The organism is Marinilabilia salmonicolor JCM 21150 (assembly GCF_000259075.1).
Taxonomy (GTDB): Bacteria; Bacteroidota; Bacteroidia; order Bacteroidales; family Marinilabiliaceae; genus Marinilabilia; species Marinilabilia salmonicolor.
The window spans coordinates 19,035-38,347 of record NZ_AJKI01000031.1 but is presented as its reverse complement, the minus strand read 5'-3'; the positions used below and the strand labels follow the sequence as shown (position 1 = coordinate 38,347).

General features: G+C 43.9%; 14 protein-coding genes and 1 tRNA gene. 7 read left to right on the top strand and 8 right to left on the bottom strand.

Features of this window, described 5'->3' with window-relative positions; genetic code table 11:
• Positions 1–288: 288 nt before the first annotated feature.
• The 3 genes from W7W_RS0114555 to W7W_RS0114545 all read right to left on the bottom strand — a co-directional run bounded on the left by W7W_RS0114555 (position 289) and on the right by W7W_RS0114545 (position 3,395).
• Positions 289–933, bottom strand: a complete 645-nt coding sequence (locus W7W_RS0114555; RefSeq protein ID WP_010664447.1) for a SagB/ThcOx family dehydrogenase — start codon at positions 931–933, stop codon at positions 289–291.
• Between the two features lie 518 nt (positions 934–1,451).
• Positions 1,452–2,120 (bottom strand): peroxiredoxin, encoded by a 669-nt coding sequence (locus W7W_RS0114550; RefSeq protein ID WP_010664446.1) that lies wholly within the window; start codon positions 2,118–2,120, stop codon positions 1,452–1,454.
• 117 nt (positions 2,121–2,237) lie between these two features.
• The gene (locus W7W_RS0114545; protein ID WP_010664445.1) at positions 2,238–3,395 is read right to left on the bottom strand and encodes an alkaline phosphatase; all 1,158 of its coding nucleotides are present in this window, start codon (positions 3,393–3,395) and stop codon (positions 2,238–2,240) included.
• 257 nt (positions 3,396–3,652) lie between these two features.
• Between W7W_RS0114545 and W7W_RS0114540 the strand changes: the two genes are divergently transcribed.
• The 4 genes from W7W_RS0114540 to W7W_RS0114525 all read left to right on the top strand — a co-directional run bounded on the left by W7W_RS0114540 (position 3,653) and on the right by W7W_RS0114525 (position 6,007).
• The gene (locus tag W7W_RS0114540; protein WP_010664444.1) at positions 3,653–4,312 is read left to right on the top strand and encodes a metal-dependent transcriptional regulator; all 660 of its coding nucleotides are present in this window, start codon (positions 3,653–3,655) and stop codon (positions 4,310–4,312) included.
• Between the two features lie 46 nt (positions 4,313–4,358).
• Positions 4,359–5,174, top strand: coding sequence for a zinc transporter ZupT (gene zupT, locus W7W_RS0114535; protein ID WP_010664443.1), 816 nt, complete (start codon positions 4,359–4,361; stop codon positions 5,172–5,174).
• Positions 5,175–5,184: 10 nt separating this feature from the next.
• Positions 5,185–5,841 (top strand): endonuclease III, encoded by a 657-nt coding sequence (nth, locus tag W7W_RS0114530; protein ID WP_010664442.1) that lies wholly within the window; start codon positions 5,185–5,187, stop codon positions 5,839–5,841.
• Between the two features lie 92 nt (positions 5,842–5,933).
• A tRNA-Thr gene (locus tag W7W_RS0114525) sits at positions 5,934–6,007 on the top strand.
• 7 nt (positions 6,008–6,014) lie between these two features.
• Here the strand turns inward: W7W_RS0114525 and W7W_RS22305 are convergent.
• Entirely contained in the window at positions 6,015–7,142 is a 1,128-nt protein-coding gene (locus W7W_RS22305; RefSeq protein ID WP_010664441.1) for a methyl-accepting chemotaxis protein, read from the bottom strand.
• A 600-nt stretch (positions 7,143–7,742) separates the two neighbouring features.
• On the opposite strand from W7W_RS22305, the gene W7W_RS22300 reads away from it, so the two are divergent.
• Genes W7W_RS22300 through W7W_RS0114505 form a run of 3 tightly spaced genes read left to right on the top strand, consistent with a single transcriptional unit; the run spans position 7,743 to position 13,488 of the window.
• Entirely contained in the window at positions 7,743–9,140 is a 1,398-nt protein-coding gene (locus tag W7W_RS22300; RefSeq protein WP_010664440.1) for a TolC family protein, read from the top strand.
• 29 nt (positions 9,141–9,169) lie between these two features.
• Positions 9,170–10,342: an efflux RND transporter periplasmic adaptor subunit gene (locus W7W_RS0114510; RefSeq protein ID WP_010664439.1), complete on the top strand. Its 1,173-nt coding sequence runs from the start codon at positions 9,170–9,172 to the stop codon at positions 10,340–10,342.
• Between the two features lie 32 nt (positions 10,343–10,374).
• Positions 10,375–13,488, top strand: coding sequence for an efflux RND transporter permease subunit (locus tag W7W_RS0114505; RefSeq protein ID WP_010664438.1), 3,114 nt, complete (start codon positions 10,375–10,377; stop codon positions 13,486–13,488).
• 569 nt (positions 13,489–14,057) lie between these two features.
• On the opposite strand, the gene W7W_RS0114500 is transcribed toward W7W_RS0114505, so the two are convergent.
• The 4 genes from W7W_RS0114500 to hutI form a co-directional block, all read right to left on the bottom strand.
• Positions 14,058–14,954 carry a nucleotidyltransferase family protein gene (locus W7W_RS0114500; protein ID WP_010664437.1) on the bottom strand — a complete coding sequence of 299 codons (897 nt, stop codon included), beginning with the start codon at positions 14,952–14,954 and terminating at the stop codon, positions 14,058–14,060.
• Positions 14,955–15,562: 608 nt separating this feature from the next.
• Positions 15,563–16,003, bottom strand: coding sequence for a threonyl-tRNA synthetase editing domain-containing protein (locus W7W_RS0114495; protein WP_010664436.1), 441 nt, complete (start codon positions 16,001–16,003; stop codon positions 15,563–15,565).
• The gene (ftcD, locus tag W7W_RS0114490; protein ID WP_010664435.1) at positions 16,000–17,694 is read right to left on the bottom strand and encodes a glutamate formimidoyltransferase; all 1,695 of its coding nucleotides are present in this window, start codon (positions 17,692–17,694) and stop codon (positions 16,000–16,002) included. The genes W7W_RS0114495 and ftcD overlap by 4 nt, the downstream gene beginning before the upstream one ends.
• A gap of 66 nt (positions 17,695–17,760) precedes the next feature.
• The gene (gene hutI / locus W7W_RS0114485; protein ID WP_010664434.1) at positions 17,761–18,999 is read right to left on the bottom strand and encodes an imidazolonepropionase; all 1,239 of its coding nucleotides are present in this window, start codon (positions 18,997–18,999) and stop codon (positions 17,761–17,763) included.
• Between the last annotated feature and the right edge of the window lie 314 nt (positions 19,000–19,313).

Genomic DNA, 19,313 nt, shown 5'->3' with positions numbered 1-19,313 from the left:
AAAATGCTCTCAAAAGAGAATTTCCGGTTCTTTTTTATTTTAATATTCATGGGAGGGCGGTAAAAAGATGAGATTGCTTACTACGTATGCAATGACGGAACTTTGCAGGATATTGAGTGTTTACAGGGGTTGATTTTCGGCTTTGCCGCAATCAACCCCTGTCAATACTTTTAATAATCTGTAATGGTCTGCGGTTGAGGGTGAAGAGAATAAATCTCATTAAAAAATAGTTTTACCGGACAATAATGATTAAGATTTTTTACATCGGTTACCTTTTGTGTTTGGGCGTTATTTGGCATGACCAATGGTGTGCGCCAGAATAACTTTATGTAACGGGGAGAGCTCAAGAGCCTTTGCAAAAGCTTCTTTATCTATCCAGGCACGAACCACACAAATAAGTCCTTCTGAGGCACAAGCCAGGTAAGTATTTTGTGCAATGAATCCGGTATTGGCATGTGATGTGGCAATCTGCGCGGGACTGATCTCCTCCGGTTTGTTGACCCCGGCTTTTTTCATATTGGCTACATAGACAAAATTGACCGGAGCTATGGACACAAAGTCCTGGCTTCCGCAATAAGACCGCAGGTCACCCTTTTTGATCAGGTCGAGCTGATGTTTCTCTGCATTGTAGAGATATGCACCATTTTTAAGTACTACATAAAGTTCCATCTCTTGTTTGTTCATAGATGAGGGAGCGGTTCGTTTTTTAAATTCTTTTCGATTATATCCCCATGCTGCCCAGCAAAGATTTGAAAGCTGTTGTCTGGTTAACTCTTCTGAACTGAAGTCCCGACTGCTGCTGCGTTGGTTAAGAGCTTCCATTAATGGTAAGCCGCCGGTTTTTTCAGGTTCCGGTAGTTCAAGAGACTGTGCGTTGAGCATTGAAGAAATGCTGAAAAAGGATAAAAAGACCAGTAAAAGTTGATTTTTCATACGTTTAAAGTTTTTAATTGTCCTATATAGAGCTAATCGAAGATTTGGGAGCGAATGGAACCGCTTCCCTCTCGTACAATACGTTTATTGTGGTTTTTGACTGTTTCTTAGCTTTTCTTATGTATAAGGCAGGTAAGGTGTAAGCAGGCTGAAAGTCTGAGGGCAATAGCCCAGGGCGTTGCCCCAGGCGATTGCTTAAAGACCTTCGGCCTTTTAAAATACAACAACACTAATTAGTGTTTGTCCATAAAGTCCAACTTCTGCGTTGTTGCTCAAAATCTAAATCCTCAAATACTTTAGTATTCTGCGGTTTAGATTTTTCACACGCCTTGAATTTGAACTTTCTATCTCAAACACGTGAAAAACGCTTAGTTTCTGACCAGACACATGACTAAAAACAAACTTAACTTAGTCTATAGACTGAATCTTTCCGGAAAAGTTAATAAAAAAAACCGGGACAAATGCTTGCCCCGGTTATAAAGTCTAAAGAAACTATGATGTCATGGTTTTTGGTGTATTCAGAGTTTCAAATCCTTTTTAGAAAGGTAGAAATCAATCCGGTCGATTCCGGTTTCTTTGTTACGCTTATCCATCTCTTCCAATGTTTTTGGCGGAGGAACAATTACCTGCTCGCCCGGCTTCCAGTCGAGAGGAAGAGCAACTTTGTGCTGATCAGAAACCTGAAGTGCCTTCAAAGCCCTGAGGATTTCGTCCATGTTACGTCCCACATTTAAGGGATAGTACATTACGAGACGAATTTTCTTTTTGGGGTCAATGAAGAAAACGGCGCGTACAGCAGCCGTTTCAGCTTCGTTGGGCTGCAACATTCCGTATTTTTTTGATACGGACATATCAAGGTCGGCGATGATCGGGAAATCAAAATAAACACCGGTTTTTTCTTTCACATTAGATACCCATCCAAGGTGGGCGTGAATACTGTCAATACTCAACCCGAGCAGTTCGGTATTCAGGTCGTCAAACTCTTTTTTGCGTTGTGCAAAACCACTCATTTCGGTAGTACACACCGGAGTGAAGTCGGCAGGATGTGAGAAAAACACAATCCACTTGTCTTTTGCAAAGTCTGAAAGAGTAACCTGACCCTTGGTGGTAGTGGCTGTGAAATCAGGTGCCTGATCTCCAATGCGGGGCATTGAATAAACTTCTTGTTGAATTTCTTGATTTTCCATCTTTATTACTTTTATGGGTTTTTGAATAATGATTTAATTATTTGATGAAACAAATGTAAGTGAACAAAAGTTCGTTATCAAATCGATTATCTCAATGCAATATAGATGGAGGGTATATTATTGATCAAACCCGAACAGGTACATCATTTTGTGGAAAATATCGGTATTTTTCATAACACCGGTGAAATGTTCTGCTCCCGGACCGGTGGCGAATACGGGAACCATAATGCCCGTGTGATTTCCGGTGGTATATTTTGCATGAATTTCCCCATTTTCAAAGTCTCCTGATTCGATGGACATGCCACCTGTTTCGTGGTCGGCTGTGACAATAATCAGGGTTTCTCCATCACCGGCGGCCAACTCGATGGCCTTTCCAACAGCTTTATCGAAATCCAGCAATTCCTTTACAATGTAAGCCGTGTTGTTCTCATGCCCCCCCCAGTCAATTTGAGAGCCTTCAACCATCAGGAAATAGCCATTGTCCTGTTTATCCAGGATTTTTATTGCCTTGGCAGTTCCTTCCTGCACCAGATCTCCACGCTCAGGATAGGTCGGGTTATGTTTGGAGGCGGTAAGAACAGCCATGGGGAGTTGGTGATAGTTGGCTGCCTGATAAATGGAGTCGAAGATGCGATAGTTTTTTTCTTCAAGTTCTTTAAGCAAATTGCGTCCGTCTTTACGGTCTTCAAAAAAACTTTTTCCACCTCCGATAAAAATATCGATGTCGGTTTTCAGAAAATCTGCAGCGATCTCTTCATAGTTGTTTCTCGACACATTGTGCGCGATGAAAGATGCAGGAGTTGCGTGCGTGATGGCAGAGGAAGAGACCAGTCCTGTTGCTTTTCCATGTTTTTCAGCAATCTCGAGGATTGTAGGAATTGGGTTTTTATTGACATCTACACCAATGGCTCCGTTGTAGGTCCTTTGACCAGTAGAGAGTGCGGTTCCTCCTGCGGCGGAGTCGGTGGTATAATTATCTGCACTTTGAGTGGTTGAAAATCCGGAGTAAGGGAGGTTTGTGATATTGAGCATGCCTCCGTTGGTTGTATAAGCAGCAAAGAGTTGTGCGGTTCCCATGCCGTCTCCAATCATCAGGATGATGTTGCGGGGCTTTGCACCAATGGGTATTTCCTTTTCGGGAAGTTTCGTCACTTCATGTTTTTCCGTATTGGTGAAATGTTCTTTTAAGTTTCTCTTGTCTTTGTAATCTTCCTGAGCTGTTACTACAATACTTAGCGCAAAGAATGCTAAAAGAAATGTTATTGTTGATTTCATGTTCCTGTTATTTTTAAGTTGATGGTAATTTAAAAAAATGAGTCTTTGGATGATTTTTAATAAATTGATTTACAGAATTTAATTCCCGTATGATTTGCGTAATCTCCGGGAAATTAATTACTGTAAAATTGCCGTTTTTCTTTGGTAAAAACAAAAGATGTGCCTTAAAGGTTTGTTAATAAATTGCGAACAAAGTTCAAATGCACTTGTTTTTTATTTTAAGGTTGCTTAAAATTGCTACTAAAATAATTTAAAGCATGTCTGTTTCTATTGATAATTTTTTGAAGAACATATATCTGTTGAATCAGGAAACGGCAGGTGCGGTTACCAGCAGCAATCTTGCCGGCCGGCTCGAAATATCGGTGGCTGCAGTAACAGATATGGCCCGGAAACTTGGCAAGCAGGGGGTTGTTGATTATAAACCCTACAAGGCATTGCAGCTAACCCGCCAGGGTGATGAGCAGGCCCTGAAGATTATTCGAAAACACCGGTTGTGGGAATTGTTTCTGCACGAGGTACTGGGTCTGGATTTGTTGAGTGTTCATCAGGAGGCAGAACGGCTGGAGCATCATACTTCCGATGACTTGATGAATCATATTAGTCGTTTTTTGGGGCATCCTGATTTTGATCCGCACGGAGATCCCATCCCCGGAATAGGTGGTCATATCCCGTCCGAAAAGGGAGTGATTCCTTTGACTGAGATTTTGGAAAATCAGCGATGCATGATAAAAAAGTTGCGTTACCGAAATGCAGAAACATCAGATCTGTATGATCGGTATGGTTTGAAAACCGGGCTTGTTTTAAAAGTTATGAAAGTTTTTTCCTTTGATGGAAGTATTGAGGTGAAACTCCCCGATGGAAAGAAGGAGGTGCTTTCGGGGAAACTTGCTGCCAATGTTTTTTGTATTCGGAAGTAGACTTCTGGGAGAAAGTGTTTTTTAAAGAGATAAAAACAAATTAAGTATGGATTGGAGTAATATTGGGTTCGCTTTTGGATTAACCCTTTTTGCAGGTTTGTCAACCGGTATCGGGAGTGCCATGGCATTTTTTGCAAAACGGACGAATACACGATTTTTATCCATAAGTCTTGGCTTTTCTGCCGGAGTAATGATTTATGTCTCCTTCGTAGAGATTTTCGCCAAAGCCAAAGAGTCTTTATCTGCAGCTCTGGGACATGAAGAGGGCACCTGGCTCACGGTTGGAGCATTTTTTCTGGGCATTATCTTTATTGCGTTGATTGACCGGTTTATTCCTAAGGGAGAAAACCCACACGAAATGGAAATGATTGAAAACATGAATGCAGGGCAACGCAAAGCCAATAAGGACAGACGATTAATGCGTATGGGAGCATTTACTGCGTTGGCCATTGGAATTCACAATTTTCCGGAAGGGTTGGCAACATTTACGGCAGCTATGAACGATCCTAACCTGGGTATAGCCATTGCAGTGGCCATTGCCATTCACAATATTCCGGAGGGAATTGCTGTTTCTGTTCCCGTTTATTATGCTACAGGAAATAAGAAAAAAGCTTTTACCCTGAGTTTTCTTTCAGGATTGTCGGAACCTATTGGAGCCATTATCGGATACATTCTCCTTATGCAGTTTATGAGTCCATTGGTTTTTGGGATTGTTTTTGCGGCTGTGGCCGGAATTATGGTTTTTATAAGTATTGATGAGTTATTGCCGGCTGCTCAGGAATATGGAGAACACCACTTGTCCATTTATGGGTTGATTGCCGGGATGGGAGTGATGGCTTTGAGTTTGTTGATGTTTATTTAATTATTAAAGAATGAGAAGGGAAGAACGCTTTAAACACATAATCGAATGGTTTCAGGAAAATATGCCTGTAGCCGAAACAGAACTCCATTATTCAAATCCTTTTGAACTATTGGTTGCCGTAATTTTGTCGGCACAATGTACCGATAAGAGAGTGAATATAATTACTCCGGCGATTTTTGAGCAATGGCCTACAGAAAATGAATTGGCGGACACAACACCGGAAGCGGTTTTCGAAGTCATCAGGAGTTGCAGCTACCCTAATAATAAGAGTAAACATCTTGTGGGGATGGCGCGTATGTTACGGGATGATTTTGGAGGTGTGGTCCCTGATGATATTAAAGAACTTCAGAAGCTTCCGGGAGTGGGACGTAAAACTGCCAATGTAATTGCCTCTGTGGTTTATCAGAAGCCTGCTATGGCTGTTGATACGCATGTTTTCCGGGTTTCCGAAAGAATTGGGTTAACCGTGAAAGCCAAAAATCCGTTGGATGCAGAGATGCAACTGGTGAAATATCTGCCCGAAGAATTGTTGCCTATTGCCCATCACTGGCTGATACTGCATGGCCGTTATGTCTGTCTGGCCCGGAAACCCAAATGTGAAAAATGCGGTCTGAAACTTTGGTGTAAGTATTATTTAAAAAATAATGCGGCAAAAGAAATCGAATAAATGTAATTTTGAAATAGACTAAGGTTGAGGTTAAGATAAAGAGGATTGATTTTAACTCATTTCTCCGCCTTAACCTCAGCCTTAAGCTTCTTGCCGGTGTAGCTCAGTTGGTCAGAGCAGCTGTTTCGTAAACAGCAGGTCGGCGGTTCAAATCCGCCCATCGGCTCCTTTTATTATTTTTCTTTTGACAGGCTTTGAGATTTAAAGAAAGAGATAAGTTTCTTGAGTTGTTTTGCCTGCTCAGACAATTCATCTGCACTGGAAGCCAGCTCTTCACTGGAGGCTGCGTTTTGTTGTGAGATGTCATTGAATTGCTGCATGGCTTCGTTAACCTGGCCTACACCAGAGCTTTGCTCTGATCCTGCGGCGTTAATTTCCTGCACCATACGGGTGGATTGCTCTATTTTGGGAATTACTTCTTCCAATAGGCCCCCTGCTTCGTTGGCCAGTCCCAGGTTGTTGCTGCTCAATTGTGCAATTTCGGTGGCCGCCAGTTTGCTTTTTTCTGCCAATTTTCTTACTTCGGCTGCCACTACCGCAAAACCTTTTCCATGTTCTCCTGCACTGGAGGCTTCCACTGCAGCATTAAGCGCAAGGATATTGGTTTGAAAGGCAATGTCGTTGATAATGTTAATCCTCTCTGCGATTTCTGCACTGGCTTTTACGGTCTCTTTTGATTTCTCTCCCACTTCACTAATCATACGTGCTGTTTCAGATGTGATTTGCTCTGTTTTTTGGGAATTAAAGGCGTTCTGGTCAATATTAGCCGATATCTCTTCCATGGTTGATGATACTTCTTCTACAGAACTAGCCTGTTCTGTCGCTCCCTGCGATAGCTGTTCTGAAGAACTGGTTAACTGTTGACTTGCCGAGAGTAGTGAGGTGGAGTTGGTGTCAATCTGGGTTATTATTCTTTTCAGATTGGATGAAAGTTGAAAGATGGCATTGTTGATTTGCCCCAGTTCGTCTTTGGAATTGGTTTGTTCCACTTCAGTGTCCAGATCCCCTTCGGATATTTTGCCGAGCTGGCTGATGGCTTTTTCCAGTGGTTTGCGCAATGTCCGGTTGATGTTCCAGAATACGACCGTTCCCAACAGCACATTAAGTGGGGTGACAAAGGCGGCCATGGTGTTGCTCATCATGCTTTCGATGGACGAAATGAATGCAATGAATATCATTAGCAGTACGATGGGAAGGCTGATTTTAAACATGATGGAACGGCCAAAAATGTATCTTAGCAGTACTACTGCAATGGGGATGACTACAATACTTGTCAGGACTTCTTTCAATAGATCGTTCATAACTAAATTTTATTGTCTTTTGTATGGTGAATTACAGTTAGGTGTAGGAGAAGCACATTCTATAACAGAGGAATGAACATTTTTCCAGAAACAGAATGATGGAGTTGTTTACGAGAATTTCGGATGCAAAGTTATTCCTGTTTGTTGGAATTTTAGTCGAACAGAGGACAATTCTTGTTAAAGATATGGAATTTTCATGAAAGAAAAACGGTCGTTATGACTTGAATTTTAGGTTGCTTTGTGTTTTGGGGGTTTGGGTTCTTAATTTGAATACTTTTTGAACGAAAATAATAATTATTTAAAAAGGTTCAGTCGATTGAACCGTGAAAGCATACTTTTCAATTTTCCGTATTGTTAAACTTTCTCTCTTTGATCATGTTCTAATATTTTACCCGGGTTATTTATCAATTATCTCTTGCGATGTTTAATTACCGGCTAAACATAGGCGTCCTCAAGAAAATTGACTTGAAAATAATTGATTATTCACTTCATCAATTTCTTTGCGGTTGCTCGCATTTATTGGCATTTGAACATTTCATAGCGATTATTCATGAATCGAAGATCGACGAAGTCAATAAATCAGACTAGATTGGAATAATTATGGAGCATATTAGATATTTTTCAATTTTTTTTGTTCTCCTGTTTTTCTCCGGTTGTTCTCGTAAAACATCCGAAGTTCTTTTTCCTGATGATTCGTTGGAGAAATTCTCCCAATCAGGGGAGATGGAAATTCCTGTCCGTTGGTGGGAGGTCTTTGATGATAAAAGGCTCAATGGTTTGGTTGATAGTGCGCTCAAAGCCAATTATGATCTACAGACTGCCTGGTATCGCTTGCGTGAAGCAGAAGCTTTGGAAAGACAGGTGCGGTCCTCCTTGTTCCCCCGTATAGATGCTTCAGGGAGTGGGCAAATTGTCGATTCTGATATCAGTGGGCAAACAGATCATTTTGAACTGGGACTTTCGGCCAGTTATGAATTGGATTTGTGGGGGAAGATTCGTTCGGAGGCCAGGGCACAAAGTTACCGACAGCGCGCTTCCTTTTATGATTTTCAAGCTACTGCTTTAATGCTTTCGGGGCAGGTTGTTAAAGGATGGTTTGATCTTTTGGAAGCCCGGCAGCAGGTCCTGCTTGCCCGTGAACAGAGGCAAACGAATGAAAAAATGCTGGAGTTACTTCAGACCCGTTTTGAGAATGGTCAAGGCAATCTGGCTGATGTTTTACGGCAACAGCAGTTGATGGAATCCACCAAAGAGCAGGAAGTTATTGCCGAAACCAGGCTCCAGGTTTTACAAAACAGACTGTCCGTTTTACTTGGTGAGCAACCTCAAAAGCAGAAAATTATTGGTTCCGGGAATTTGACTTTTCCTGATTTGCCTCCACTTCCTGATGCCGGAATGCCTGCAGAACTGATCCATCGTCGCCCGGATGTTCAACGGTCACTGGCTTTACTTAAAGCATCCGATCAGGACCTTGCTTCGTCTATCAGCAATCTTTTTCCCAGATTTTCGATTTCTGCTTCACTTTCTTCCGAAGCTCCTGATGCAGAAGATTTATTTGATAACTGGGTACGTTCTCTGGCGGGAAATGTGTTGGCTCCTGTTTTTTATGGCAACCGGCTACAGGCAGAAAAGAAGCAGGCTGAAGCAGTTCGAAATCAGCGGATTTATGAATATGGGCAGGCAGTACTGTCCGCCTTTCAGGATGTGGAAGATGCTTTGGTAAAGGAAATGCAGCAGCAGCGTCGACTTCAAAGCATTGAAAAACAGTATGAACTTGCCAGAGGTACGACAGATCAGGTGCGGTCTGCTTATTTCAGCGGGGTGGGAAACTATCTGGATGTACTTGATGCGATGAATGCGCAGCAAAGTCTGAGAAGGCAATATTTGTCGGAAACGCTCAATTTGTTAGGATACAGAATTGATCTTTATCAGGCACTGGCTGGTGGTTTTGATTCAGGTTTTTCCGATGAAGATGATCCTAAACTTAACATGCAATAAACCCGATAATCGGATTAAACAGGATAAAGATGAACAAAAAGAAGACATTTATAATATCAGGATTGATTCTTTTAGCAGCCGCTGTTTTGGTCGCTGTGGTATTTCTTAACGAACCTACAGCTCAAAGAGAGAGCGCTACACGTGAGACTGCCATGCTTGTGGATGTAATCCTTGTGGAGCGGGGAAGTTACCGGCCTGTTATCCGGACTACCGGAACTGTGGAGCCGGTTCGGGAAATATCTCTGAGTCCGAGGGTGAGTGGTGAAATTGTGCGAAGAGCGGGAGTTTTTGATCCGGGGCAGTCAGTAAGGGCAGGAACTTTACTGTTGAAGGTTGATGATGCGGATTACCAGAATACTTATGCCTTGCGAAAGGGTGATCTGGAAGAGGCCCGAGCCAACCTGACACTTGAAAAAGGAAGGCAGGATGTGGCCCGAAGAGATTTTGAACAATCTGAATTGACGTTGTCTGATGAGCGAAAGGCACTTGTTCTCAGAGAACCCCAGCTCAAAACTGCAGAGGCTGCTGTTATGGCTGCTGAATCGGCTCTTGATCAGGCGGCACTTGATTTGCAGCGTACATCTGTAGTTGCTCCTTTTGATGCCTTGATACTGGAGCGAAATGTGGATGTAGGGTCATTGGTTTCACCGGGGCAGGAACTGGGGCGTTTGGTGGGAACAGAAAATTTTTGGGTTGTCGCTGCAGTGCCCCAGTCCAGGCTTAGGTGGCTCGTTTTTTCTGAAGACAGGAGCGTGGAGAATGGAGCTGAAGTGAAAATTTATAATAGCAGTGCATGGGGGGCTGATGGCTACCGAACCGGAGTGTTGCAAAAGATGGTGGGTGAACTTGAAGAATCCACGCGCCTGGTGAAAGTGCTGATTTCAGTGCCTGACCCTCTGGGAATAAAAGAAAGCCGGGAATATTTACCTGAATTGCTGATTGGTTCATTTGTGGAAGTTGAAATCGAAGGTCGTGAAATTGAAGATGTTGTCAGATTGAGTCGCGATTATCTGCGAAATCAGAATACGGTTTGGGTAATGGAAGATGAGAAGTTGAAAATCAGGAAGGTGGATGTGGTGTTGACAGATGCCGGAAATGCCTACATCAAAAACGGACTGGAGGATGGAGATCATGTGGTTACCACCAATTTGGCGACCGTGGTGGAAGATGCTCCGCTAAGGGTTGAAGAGATGACTGAATAAGCATTTTTAAGAAAATTCAGATTTTAGATCAGATGTCAAAAAACAGGTCAGAGAAATATACTGGAGGGAAAGGGCTGATTGCCTATATGGCGCGAAATTCAGTGGCGGCCAATTTGCTGATGATCGTTCTACTTGGAGGGGGGCTTTGGACGATGTCAACCATTCAGAAAGAGGTTTTTCCTCAGTTTCAGCTGGATATAGTGGAGGTGAGTGTGGCTTATCCCGGTGCCGCCCCTGCCGAAGTAGAGTTTGGGATATTGATGCCTGTGGAGGAAGCCATTCGTGGTGTACAGGGAATCAAAGAAATCACTTCAACGGCTTATGAAGGTTCAGGGCGTGTTTCGATTGAATTGGTGCCCGGAACCGAGCGAATGAAGGCTTTTCAGGATATTGAGCAGGCTGTGAGCCGGATCCGTACATTCCCTGATGACATAGAAGAACCTGAAGTTCGCTTGCAGTCACGTCAAAGAGATGTGATGGAAATTGGTATCTACGGTGACGTGGATATCTGGACCCTGCGCAATCTCGCCGAGCGGCTGCGTGACAGGTTGTTGACCAATGAAGCGATTACGCAGGTGGAGATAGGAAACGTTCCGGATATGTTTACCCATGTGGAGATCCCCCGATACCGGTTGCGTGAATACGGGCTGACCCTTGATGAGGTGGCCAATATTATTGCACGTTCCAGTGAAGATATACCTGCCGGCGCATTGGAAACGGGGAGTGGCGAAATATTGCTGAGAATGAAGGAGCGGAAACAGTGGGCGCGGGAATTTGAGAAAATTGAGATCATCCCTTCTCAATATGGAGGTGCGGTAACATTGGGCGATATCGCCGAGGTGACAGATGGCTTTGAAGAGACCGGATTTCATGGTGAGTTTAATGAGCAGCCCACCGTGGATTTGCAGATTTACCGGATAGGTGATCAATCGCCCTTGGAAATAGCAAGAGTAGTGGAGAATGAACTGACCGGCTTTGAAGAGACGCTTCCACCCGGAGTGCAATACCGGATCGACAGCAACCGGGCTGAAGACTATCGCGAAAGGTTATCATTGTTGACCGAAAATGGTTTGATGGCAGTGGTGATTGTTTTACTGATCTTATCACTTTTTCTGGAATACCGGTTGTCTTTTTGGGTGATGATGGGTATGACCATCTCTTTTATTGGGGGAATTGCATTCTTACCTATGATTGGTATCAGCATCAATATGATTTCCATGTTTGGATTTTTGGTGGCTCTTGGAATTGTCGTGGATGATGCCATTGTGGTAGGAGAAAATGTTTATGAATACCGGCAGCGTGGCATGGGATTTCTTGAAGCTGCCATCAAAGGAAGTAAGGAGATCGCCCGACCGGTGGTTTTTAGTATTCTTACCAATATCATCGCTTTTATTCCGCTGCTGTTTATGCCCGGCGAAACCGGTAAGTTCTGGTGGCCTCTTCCGGCAGTGGTGATCACCGTGCTTGCCATATCGTTGTTTGAAGCATTACTTATTCTGCCGGCTCATTTGGCCCATCCAACGGAGAAGTCGCGTTGGAAAGCCGGGCAGTATATCGAAAAAATCAGAGATGCTTTTGGGCATCGTTTCGAGCGTTTTGTGGAAAACCGTTACACTCCTTTTCTGGATAGGGCACTGAAACACCGTTACATAACGCTGAGTATTGCCATCGGTCTTTTTGTGGTCGTGGGAGGATATGCCTACAGTGATCATATGGGGATTATTATGATGCCCGAGGTGGCTGCTGATGAAATTGAGGCAGGAGTCAGCCTTCCGGTGGGAACAACTCCCAAACAGGCAGCTAAAGTGGCACGGGATATTACACGCTCTACCCGTCAGATGTTTGACGAGCACAATCTCTATCAGGTGGCTGAAGGGATCAAAACCAATGTGCGCGGCCAGAGCTTTATCGATGTGGAGATTGTAATGAAAGATCCGGATGAACGTGACATGTCGGCGGCAGAGGTGATCGCTTTGTGGCGTGATGAAATTGGTGATATTGAAGGTGTGGATCAGATTACTTTTGAAGCTGAACGGGGCCCTGGTGGCTGGGCTCAGGATATAAGTGTAGATCTGAGTCATTCCAGTATCGATGTGCTGGAAAAAGCCAGCATGGCTTTTCTGGAAGAAGCAGAAGCTTTTGAAGTGACTCGTGACGTAAATGACAATTACAATGCCGGCAAAATGCAGTTCGATTTCAGATTGCTGCCGGAAGGACGACGACTGGGATTGACACCTACAGAAGTGGGGCGCCAGATTCGTGCTGCCTTTTATGGTTCCCTGGCCATGCGGCAATTGAGAGGAACCAACGAGGTTGAAATGCGTGTGAAACTCCCTTATCATCAAAGGGCAGATATACATCATCTGGAAGATTTTCTTATTCGAACATCCACAGGAGTTGAAGTTCCGTTGCTGGATGTGGTTAGTCTGGAAGAAGGAGAAGCCTTTACCAGCATCAACCGAAGGGATGGAAGACGGGTTGTTTCTGTGGGTATGGATGTGGAACCCAAAAGCGCGGTTTCGCAGGTGATGAAATCACTCAATGCGGAGGTGCTTCCCCGTTTGCGCGCCGATTATCCAGGAATTACCTGGAGCTTTGAAGGCAGTCAGGCCGATATGCGCGAATCGACCCAGGTGCTATGGAGTGGATTCTCTATGGCCATGTTGATAATCTATGCCTTGCTGGCTGTTGCATTTAACAACTACGTTCAGCCTTTGATCGTCATGTTTGCCATCCCTTTTGGAATTGTGGGAGCGGTAATCGGACACATCCTTCTGGGACATGACCTGTCACTGGTAAGTCTTATGGGAATTATTGCACTTTCGGGGGTGGTGGTGAACGACTCTCTTATTATGGTTGATTATGCCAACCGTAAGCGGGCAGGAGTGAGTGCTTTTGAAGCAATTCATGAAGCAGGTGTACGACGTTTTCGACCTATTATTCTTACAACTTTCACCACTTTTGGTGGATTGACACCCATTATACTGGAAACATCCAAGCAGGCTTACCACCTAATACCGATGGCCATCTCTCTGGGCTTCGGAATCCTGTTTGCCACTTCCATTATACTGGTTATTGTTCCCTGTCTTTATATGGTAATGGAGGATTTTAAGCGAGTGAGCGGTAATTTGGTGAGGAATGGTTGAGTATTTAAACTCTTGCCAGATTATTCACGAACAATAGTGTCCTAAATATTTCCCAAAAGGGATTTCATCCCTTAAACCCTGATTCCGATTATGGTTTTGTATGGTTTTGGTTTTCCAGAACCAACAAAAACCTATATCGGGACAAAGAAAATATTTTAAGATTATTGCTGCGTTCGGCATTATCCAAGCGAGCTTGGCTACTGCACTCACTTATCGCAATATTTATTTACATGATTATTGCTACACTCGACAATTTTCAAGCAAGCTTGATATTGTTCTCGCTAGTCGCAATAATCCAAGACTGAGTCAGCTTTCGATCTAAAAATTACGGTTCTTTAATCGTAATCGTCAAAACTCACCTCGCTTGCTGCGCGCATGAGATTCAAACAAAGACGATTTTACGATAAAACAACCTTGTTTTTAGGCTTACCTGCCAGGGTCAGTTCCCGTCAAGCCAGCCAGTATGTTCAAAATGTTTATTTAGGACAAGGTTAATTCACGAATACAAAAGGGTTGTTCTTCATATTCTCCGAAAAACAACCCTTTTGTATATAATGGTTTGAATAAAATTACCAAAGTTTTGCAGGGTATTCACCCTTCTCAATAAGTTTGTTGAGGCTTTCCTCAACAATTGGTTTGTCTTCCTGATAAGTAACTCCAAACCATTTGGCATCGGTGTCAATAACTTTTGTGGAGGCTTCGCCGGCTTTTATAAGTTCATCGGCCTTAACGTTAAAATAGTATTCAGATTTCATCTCCTGACCTTTTTCTGCCAGAAACTTGTTGAACCCTTTCTCCAGTTCACCAAAGAAAGCCGGTTTGAAGATCCAGAAGTTCATGGAGACGGGCTCATTGCCGGTTAATTCAGTTTTACTATCACCTTCGTAAAAGAATACCTTACCGTCTTCCCAGCCTATTTTGGTGCGTTCGGTAACTTCCTGCAGGTATCCGTTGCTGTCGGTCTCGCAAACACCTCTAGAAACTGTTCCATGTTCCGAAAGAGTGTTTTTAAGTGCATAACCAATCATGGCATACTCATTTTCTTTCGGATTATTATTGATGAAGTCCACCGCACTTTTATAGGCTTCATGTCCGTAAAAGTCATCGGCATTGATGATGGCAAATGGTTCATTGATAACCTCTTTAGCCATAAGCATGGCATGACCGGTTCCCCAGGGTTTCTCGCGCCCTTCGGGAATGGAGAATTCTGAAGGGATATTTTCCAGTTCCTGAAAAACGTATTCGGTCTCAATTTTCCCTTTCAGGCGGCTTTCAAAACGCTCCTTAAAAGCATCCGCAAAAGAGGGACGGATGACAAAAACCACTTTCCCAAATCCGGCGCGTATGGCATCAAAGACCGAGTAGTCGATGATGGATTCTCCATTAGGGCCTAATTCGTCCATTTGTTTCAGGCCGCCATAGCGACTGCCCATTCCTGCTGCCAGAATTAATAATGTTGGCTTCATAATTTGAAATTCTTTAAATGGTGAATTACAAAAATAGTAAAAATATGGTGGAGGTTCTTTATGGAGCTTGTATTTGGTCGCATTCCTCAGGTTTAAAACGGAAGAGATGAATCATACATTGTTTCATCAGTAAATAATTTGGCTTAAGTTTATAGATTGCTTCGGGCTGAGCCCTCGCAATGAACGTTTTTTTCTGTTAGATGGAAGATGTTGGCAGACTTTGTCATTGCGAGGGCCTTGCCCGAAGCAATCTCTAATTTCAAAAAACCTATTTTAAACTTTAGCCAATAATTTGTTTAAGTTATTGGTCTGATGGAACAAGCATGATTGATTATCTACATTCTCTTGTGCCTCCCATTGGCCGCCAAAGGCTTGCCGACGGCGCGGCGCTAAAGCTTCAGCGACACGCGGTTTGTGACAATCGTTGCCATGCTTGTTTCATTTGATCAAGGGTCTTCAAATATTCCCGGGCGGGTAGTGCATCTCCAGATTCCGGGTTTTGGATATTGAACTTCATATTGGCTGGTTACACGCACAGCCGGGCGTTTCCTCAAGTGTGGCTCAGTAAACTCAAAACCCCAAACCAAACTCAGAACTCAAAACTCTAATCAAAGATCGCCCCACACGCGAGCCATGGAAAACCCGGGTGCTTCCATATCCAGATCCAGAAAAAACCCGAATGGCGTTTGGCTGGCGGTATAGTCTCCATTATTTAGTCGTTTCCGTGTGGCATCAAACAGTTGAGCGGTAAATTTCAGGGAAGCTTTTGATGCGGAGAGGTGAGCGAAGGAGTGCAAAAGGATATCCGAGCAGTTATTTTTTCTGGCTACCCATTTCAGGTGATTGGCCAGTTTTTTCTCCCTGCTCTTCAGGTCTCGTTCTTCATCCTCAGCTTCCACCTGAATGAAAGCAGTGATGCAATCTTTGTGCTCTTCCTGATGTTTAATAACCGCTGTGTCGGGATAAAAAACCTTCAGATCTTCATCGGGCAGGTTTTGTTCCGCTGTTTTGTATGCAAATCGTTTGGTGTAAAATACAAGAACCTTCATTTTATTTTATCGTTAACAATCTTCATTATTGATTCTTCTTCATTCAGGGCTTGTTCCTCAATGGCTTTCCCTTCGTTGATCAGTGCCCCGGCAAGTGTTTTATCGGCAAGTCCACCTGCATTGATGAGCACATTGAGCATGGCGCCTCGCACAGCTGCCCGTGCACATAAAGCGCCCACTCCGGCGTCACTCACCGAGTTGGGGTTGCCGTTTTCTGCCATGTTTTTGAGCAGGGCGAAGCTTTCGAAGGCAGTTTTCATAACCTTTAGGGGAATCCGAGTGGCATTTTCGGTTGCTTTTTGAATGGCTTTGGTTCTGGCAGCTTTTTCGTCTTCATTGTTTTTGGGAAGTGAAAACGCATCCATTATTTTATTAAAAGCGTCAGTGTCTTCATCTACGAGGAGCAGGAGTTTTTGTTGGATATGCATTCCTTTCTCAGCTTCTGCAGAAAACGCTTCCCACCGGTGATCCCAACCTCGTTTGTGAGCGGATAAATTGGCTACCATTGTTCCTAAAGCGGCTCCTAAAGCGCCTGTATATGCTGCAATAGAACCTCCTCCTGGAGCAGGTGATTCGGAAGCTGTTTCATCTGCAAAAGATTTCAGCGTCCGGTCGGTAAGCTTTTTTATGCTTTTATCTTTAAGGATATACTCAATGATTTTTTTGTCGGGTTCGAATGGATACAATTCATCCAGTCCCATTGATTTTACTGCAATTCTGATTATTTCTTCTTCAGGAAGTCCTGTGGAGCGACGCTGTTTTTTCAGAAAGTATCTTCCAGCCTCCAGCATGGCCTCCAGCGGCACTACCCCTACTAACTCGGAACCCGTCACCCTTAAGCCTCTGGCTGCAGCTCGTTCGCTGGTAACATCAAAAGCATTATGTAGAGATGTTACAGATATGTCTGTGAGATTCATGGAAATTTGAGCAATGCCGTATTCTTCAATAAACCAGCCGATTCCTTTGACAGATTTAAGTAATCCCGGTTCCCAGACTTTATTCCCTTTTTCATCGGTTACTACTTTTCCGGTAATGGGATCTCCCTCTTTTTTAACCCGACCTCTTTCGCGAACATCGAAAGCCACGGAGTTGGCTCGTCTTACGGAAGTGGTGTTGAGGTTTACATTGTAGGCAATCAGGAAGTTTCTGGCACCAATGGCTGTGGCTCCTGTCTTTGCCGTGTTGTGATTCCAGGTAGCGGGGCCGTAATCGGGTTTCCATTCGGTCGATGAAAGTCTTTTTTCCAGGGCTTCGTATTCCCCTTCCCGGCAGTTGGCCAGATTTTTTCTTTTCTCTTCGTTGGCTGCAGCTTCGTAGCAAAAGGCAGGAATCTCCAGTTCTTCTCCAACCCTTCGGGCCAGTTCGTTGGCCATTTTTGCCGTTTCTTCCATGGAGATGCCTGATACCGGAACCAGTGGACAAACATCGGTGGCTCCAAAACGAGGGTGGGCACCCTTATGATGGCGCATGTCAATAAGCTGAGATGCTTTTTTGATGGCCATGAAAGCTGCTTCCATAACTGGTTTGGGCTCTCCGACAAAAGTAACTACTGTACGGTTGGTAGCTTTTCCGGGATCCACATCCACCAGTTGAATTCCTTTGACTGATTCTATTTCATCGGTAATTTGTTTTATGATTTCCATATCCCGTCCTTCCGAGAAATTGGGGACGCATTCTATGAGTTGTTGCATGATGGTTATTTTTTTTGGAAGTTGAATGTAATACTAGACTTTATTTTTAATTGGAGATTCTTCCGGTTATTGGATGACTCCGTTCAGGATGGTCTGTTCCACCTTGTTTTCTCCATAGGCGTATGGAATGTATTCTATGCTGGGGATGGCTTTGGTAATGATGAGGTTGGCTTTCTTTCCTTTTGTGATGGTTCCCAGTTCATTTTGTAAGCCCATGGCGTAGGCCCCATTGATGGTAACTGCATTGATGGCTTCACGGGGCAACATTTTATACAGAATGCTGGCCATGGAGATGATTAATTGCATATTGCCGGAGGGGGAAGAACCCGGGTTAAAATCTGTTGCAAGCGTGAGGGGCAATCCCGCATCAATAATTTCTCTGGCCGGGGCATATTTTAGATTTAGGAAGAAGGCTGCTCCGGGAAGAATAACGGGCATGGTATCGGAGTTTAGCAAGGCTCTTATTTCCTCCTCTCCTGTATATTCAAGGTGGTCAACCGACAGTGCTTTGTGCTTGATTCCGGTCTGGATGCCACCTGAGAAATCCAGTTCGTTGGCGTGGATTTTGGGTTGCAGACCATATTTAGTTGCGGCGTCAAGAATTCTGTCTGTTTGATTGACGGAGAAAAAGCCACGATCGCAAAATACATCCACAAAATCGGCCAATTGTTCTTCTGCCACCGCCGGCAACATCTCATTGATAACCAGATCCACATATTTGTCTGGATTTCCTTTGAATTGAGCCGGTACGGCATGAGCCCCCAGAAAAGTGGACCGGATGGTTACGGGACTCTCGTTTTTCAGACGTTTGATGACCCTGAGCATTTTTAATTCGGTTTCGGTGGTAAGTCCATAACCGCTTTTTATCTCAACGGCACCGGTTCCCCAGCGAACTATTTCCTGAAGACGAATCATGGCATCTTTAAAAAGTTGCTCTTCATCGGCTTCCTGCATCATTTTTGCAGAATTGAGAATCCCGCCACCTCGTTTGGCTATTTCTTCATAACTGAGACCTCTTATTTTATCGGTATATTCGATCTCGCGCGATTTCGCAAAAACCAGGTGGGTGTGGGAATCGCACCATGCGGGCAATACAAAACGGTCGGACGCATCAATGATTTCCCCGTTCCCGGGATGAGGTATTTCACTCATTGGGCCAAAGTTCCTGATAATCCCGTCTTGGATCAGGAGCCAGGCATTTTCGATGACAGGGATTTCCTGCATCGTTTTGCCGGCTGCTTTATCAGGAGGAGTATTGCTTGCTGAAACCAGCTGTTTGATGTTTTTTATAAGTAGTGTGCTCATCAGGATTGTTTTTTAGACTGCATTTAAAGATACAAAATTTGATTCTTTAAAGGTTGAATCCTGATGCTGAGTTTCCTCATGCTTTTTGGTTACTAGAGTCTGTCCATAAAGTACCACTTGCTGCGTTATGCTTGCCGCCAAAATACTCATTTACCCAAGTAAACTCCGTTTTTGGCGGCTTGCGCCACCGCTAAAGCTTTAGGCGGCACGCGGTCGCAAGCCTTGCAACTGGCACTTTCTGATCAGACACATGACTTTTTACAAACTTTCCCGACTTTATAGACGCGCACTATTAAGGCAATGAATCAAAAAAA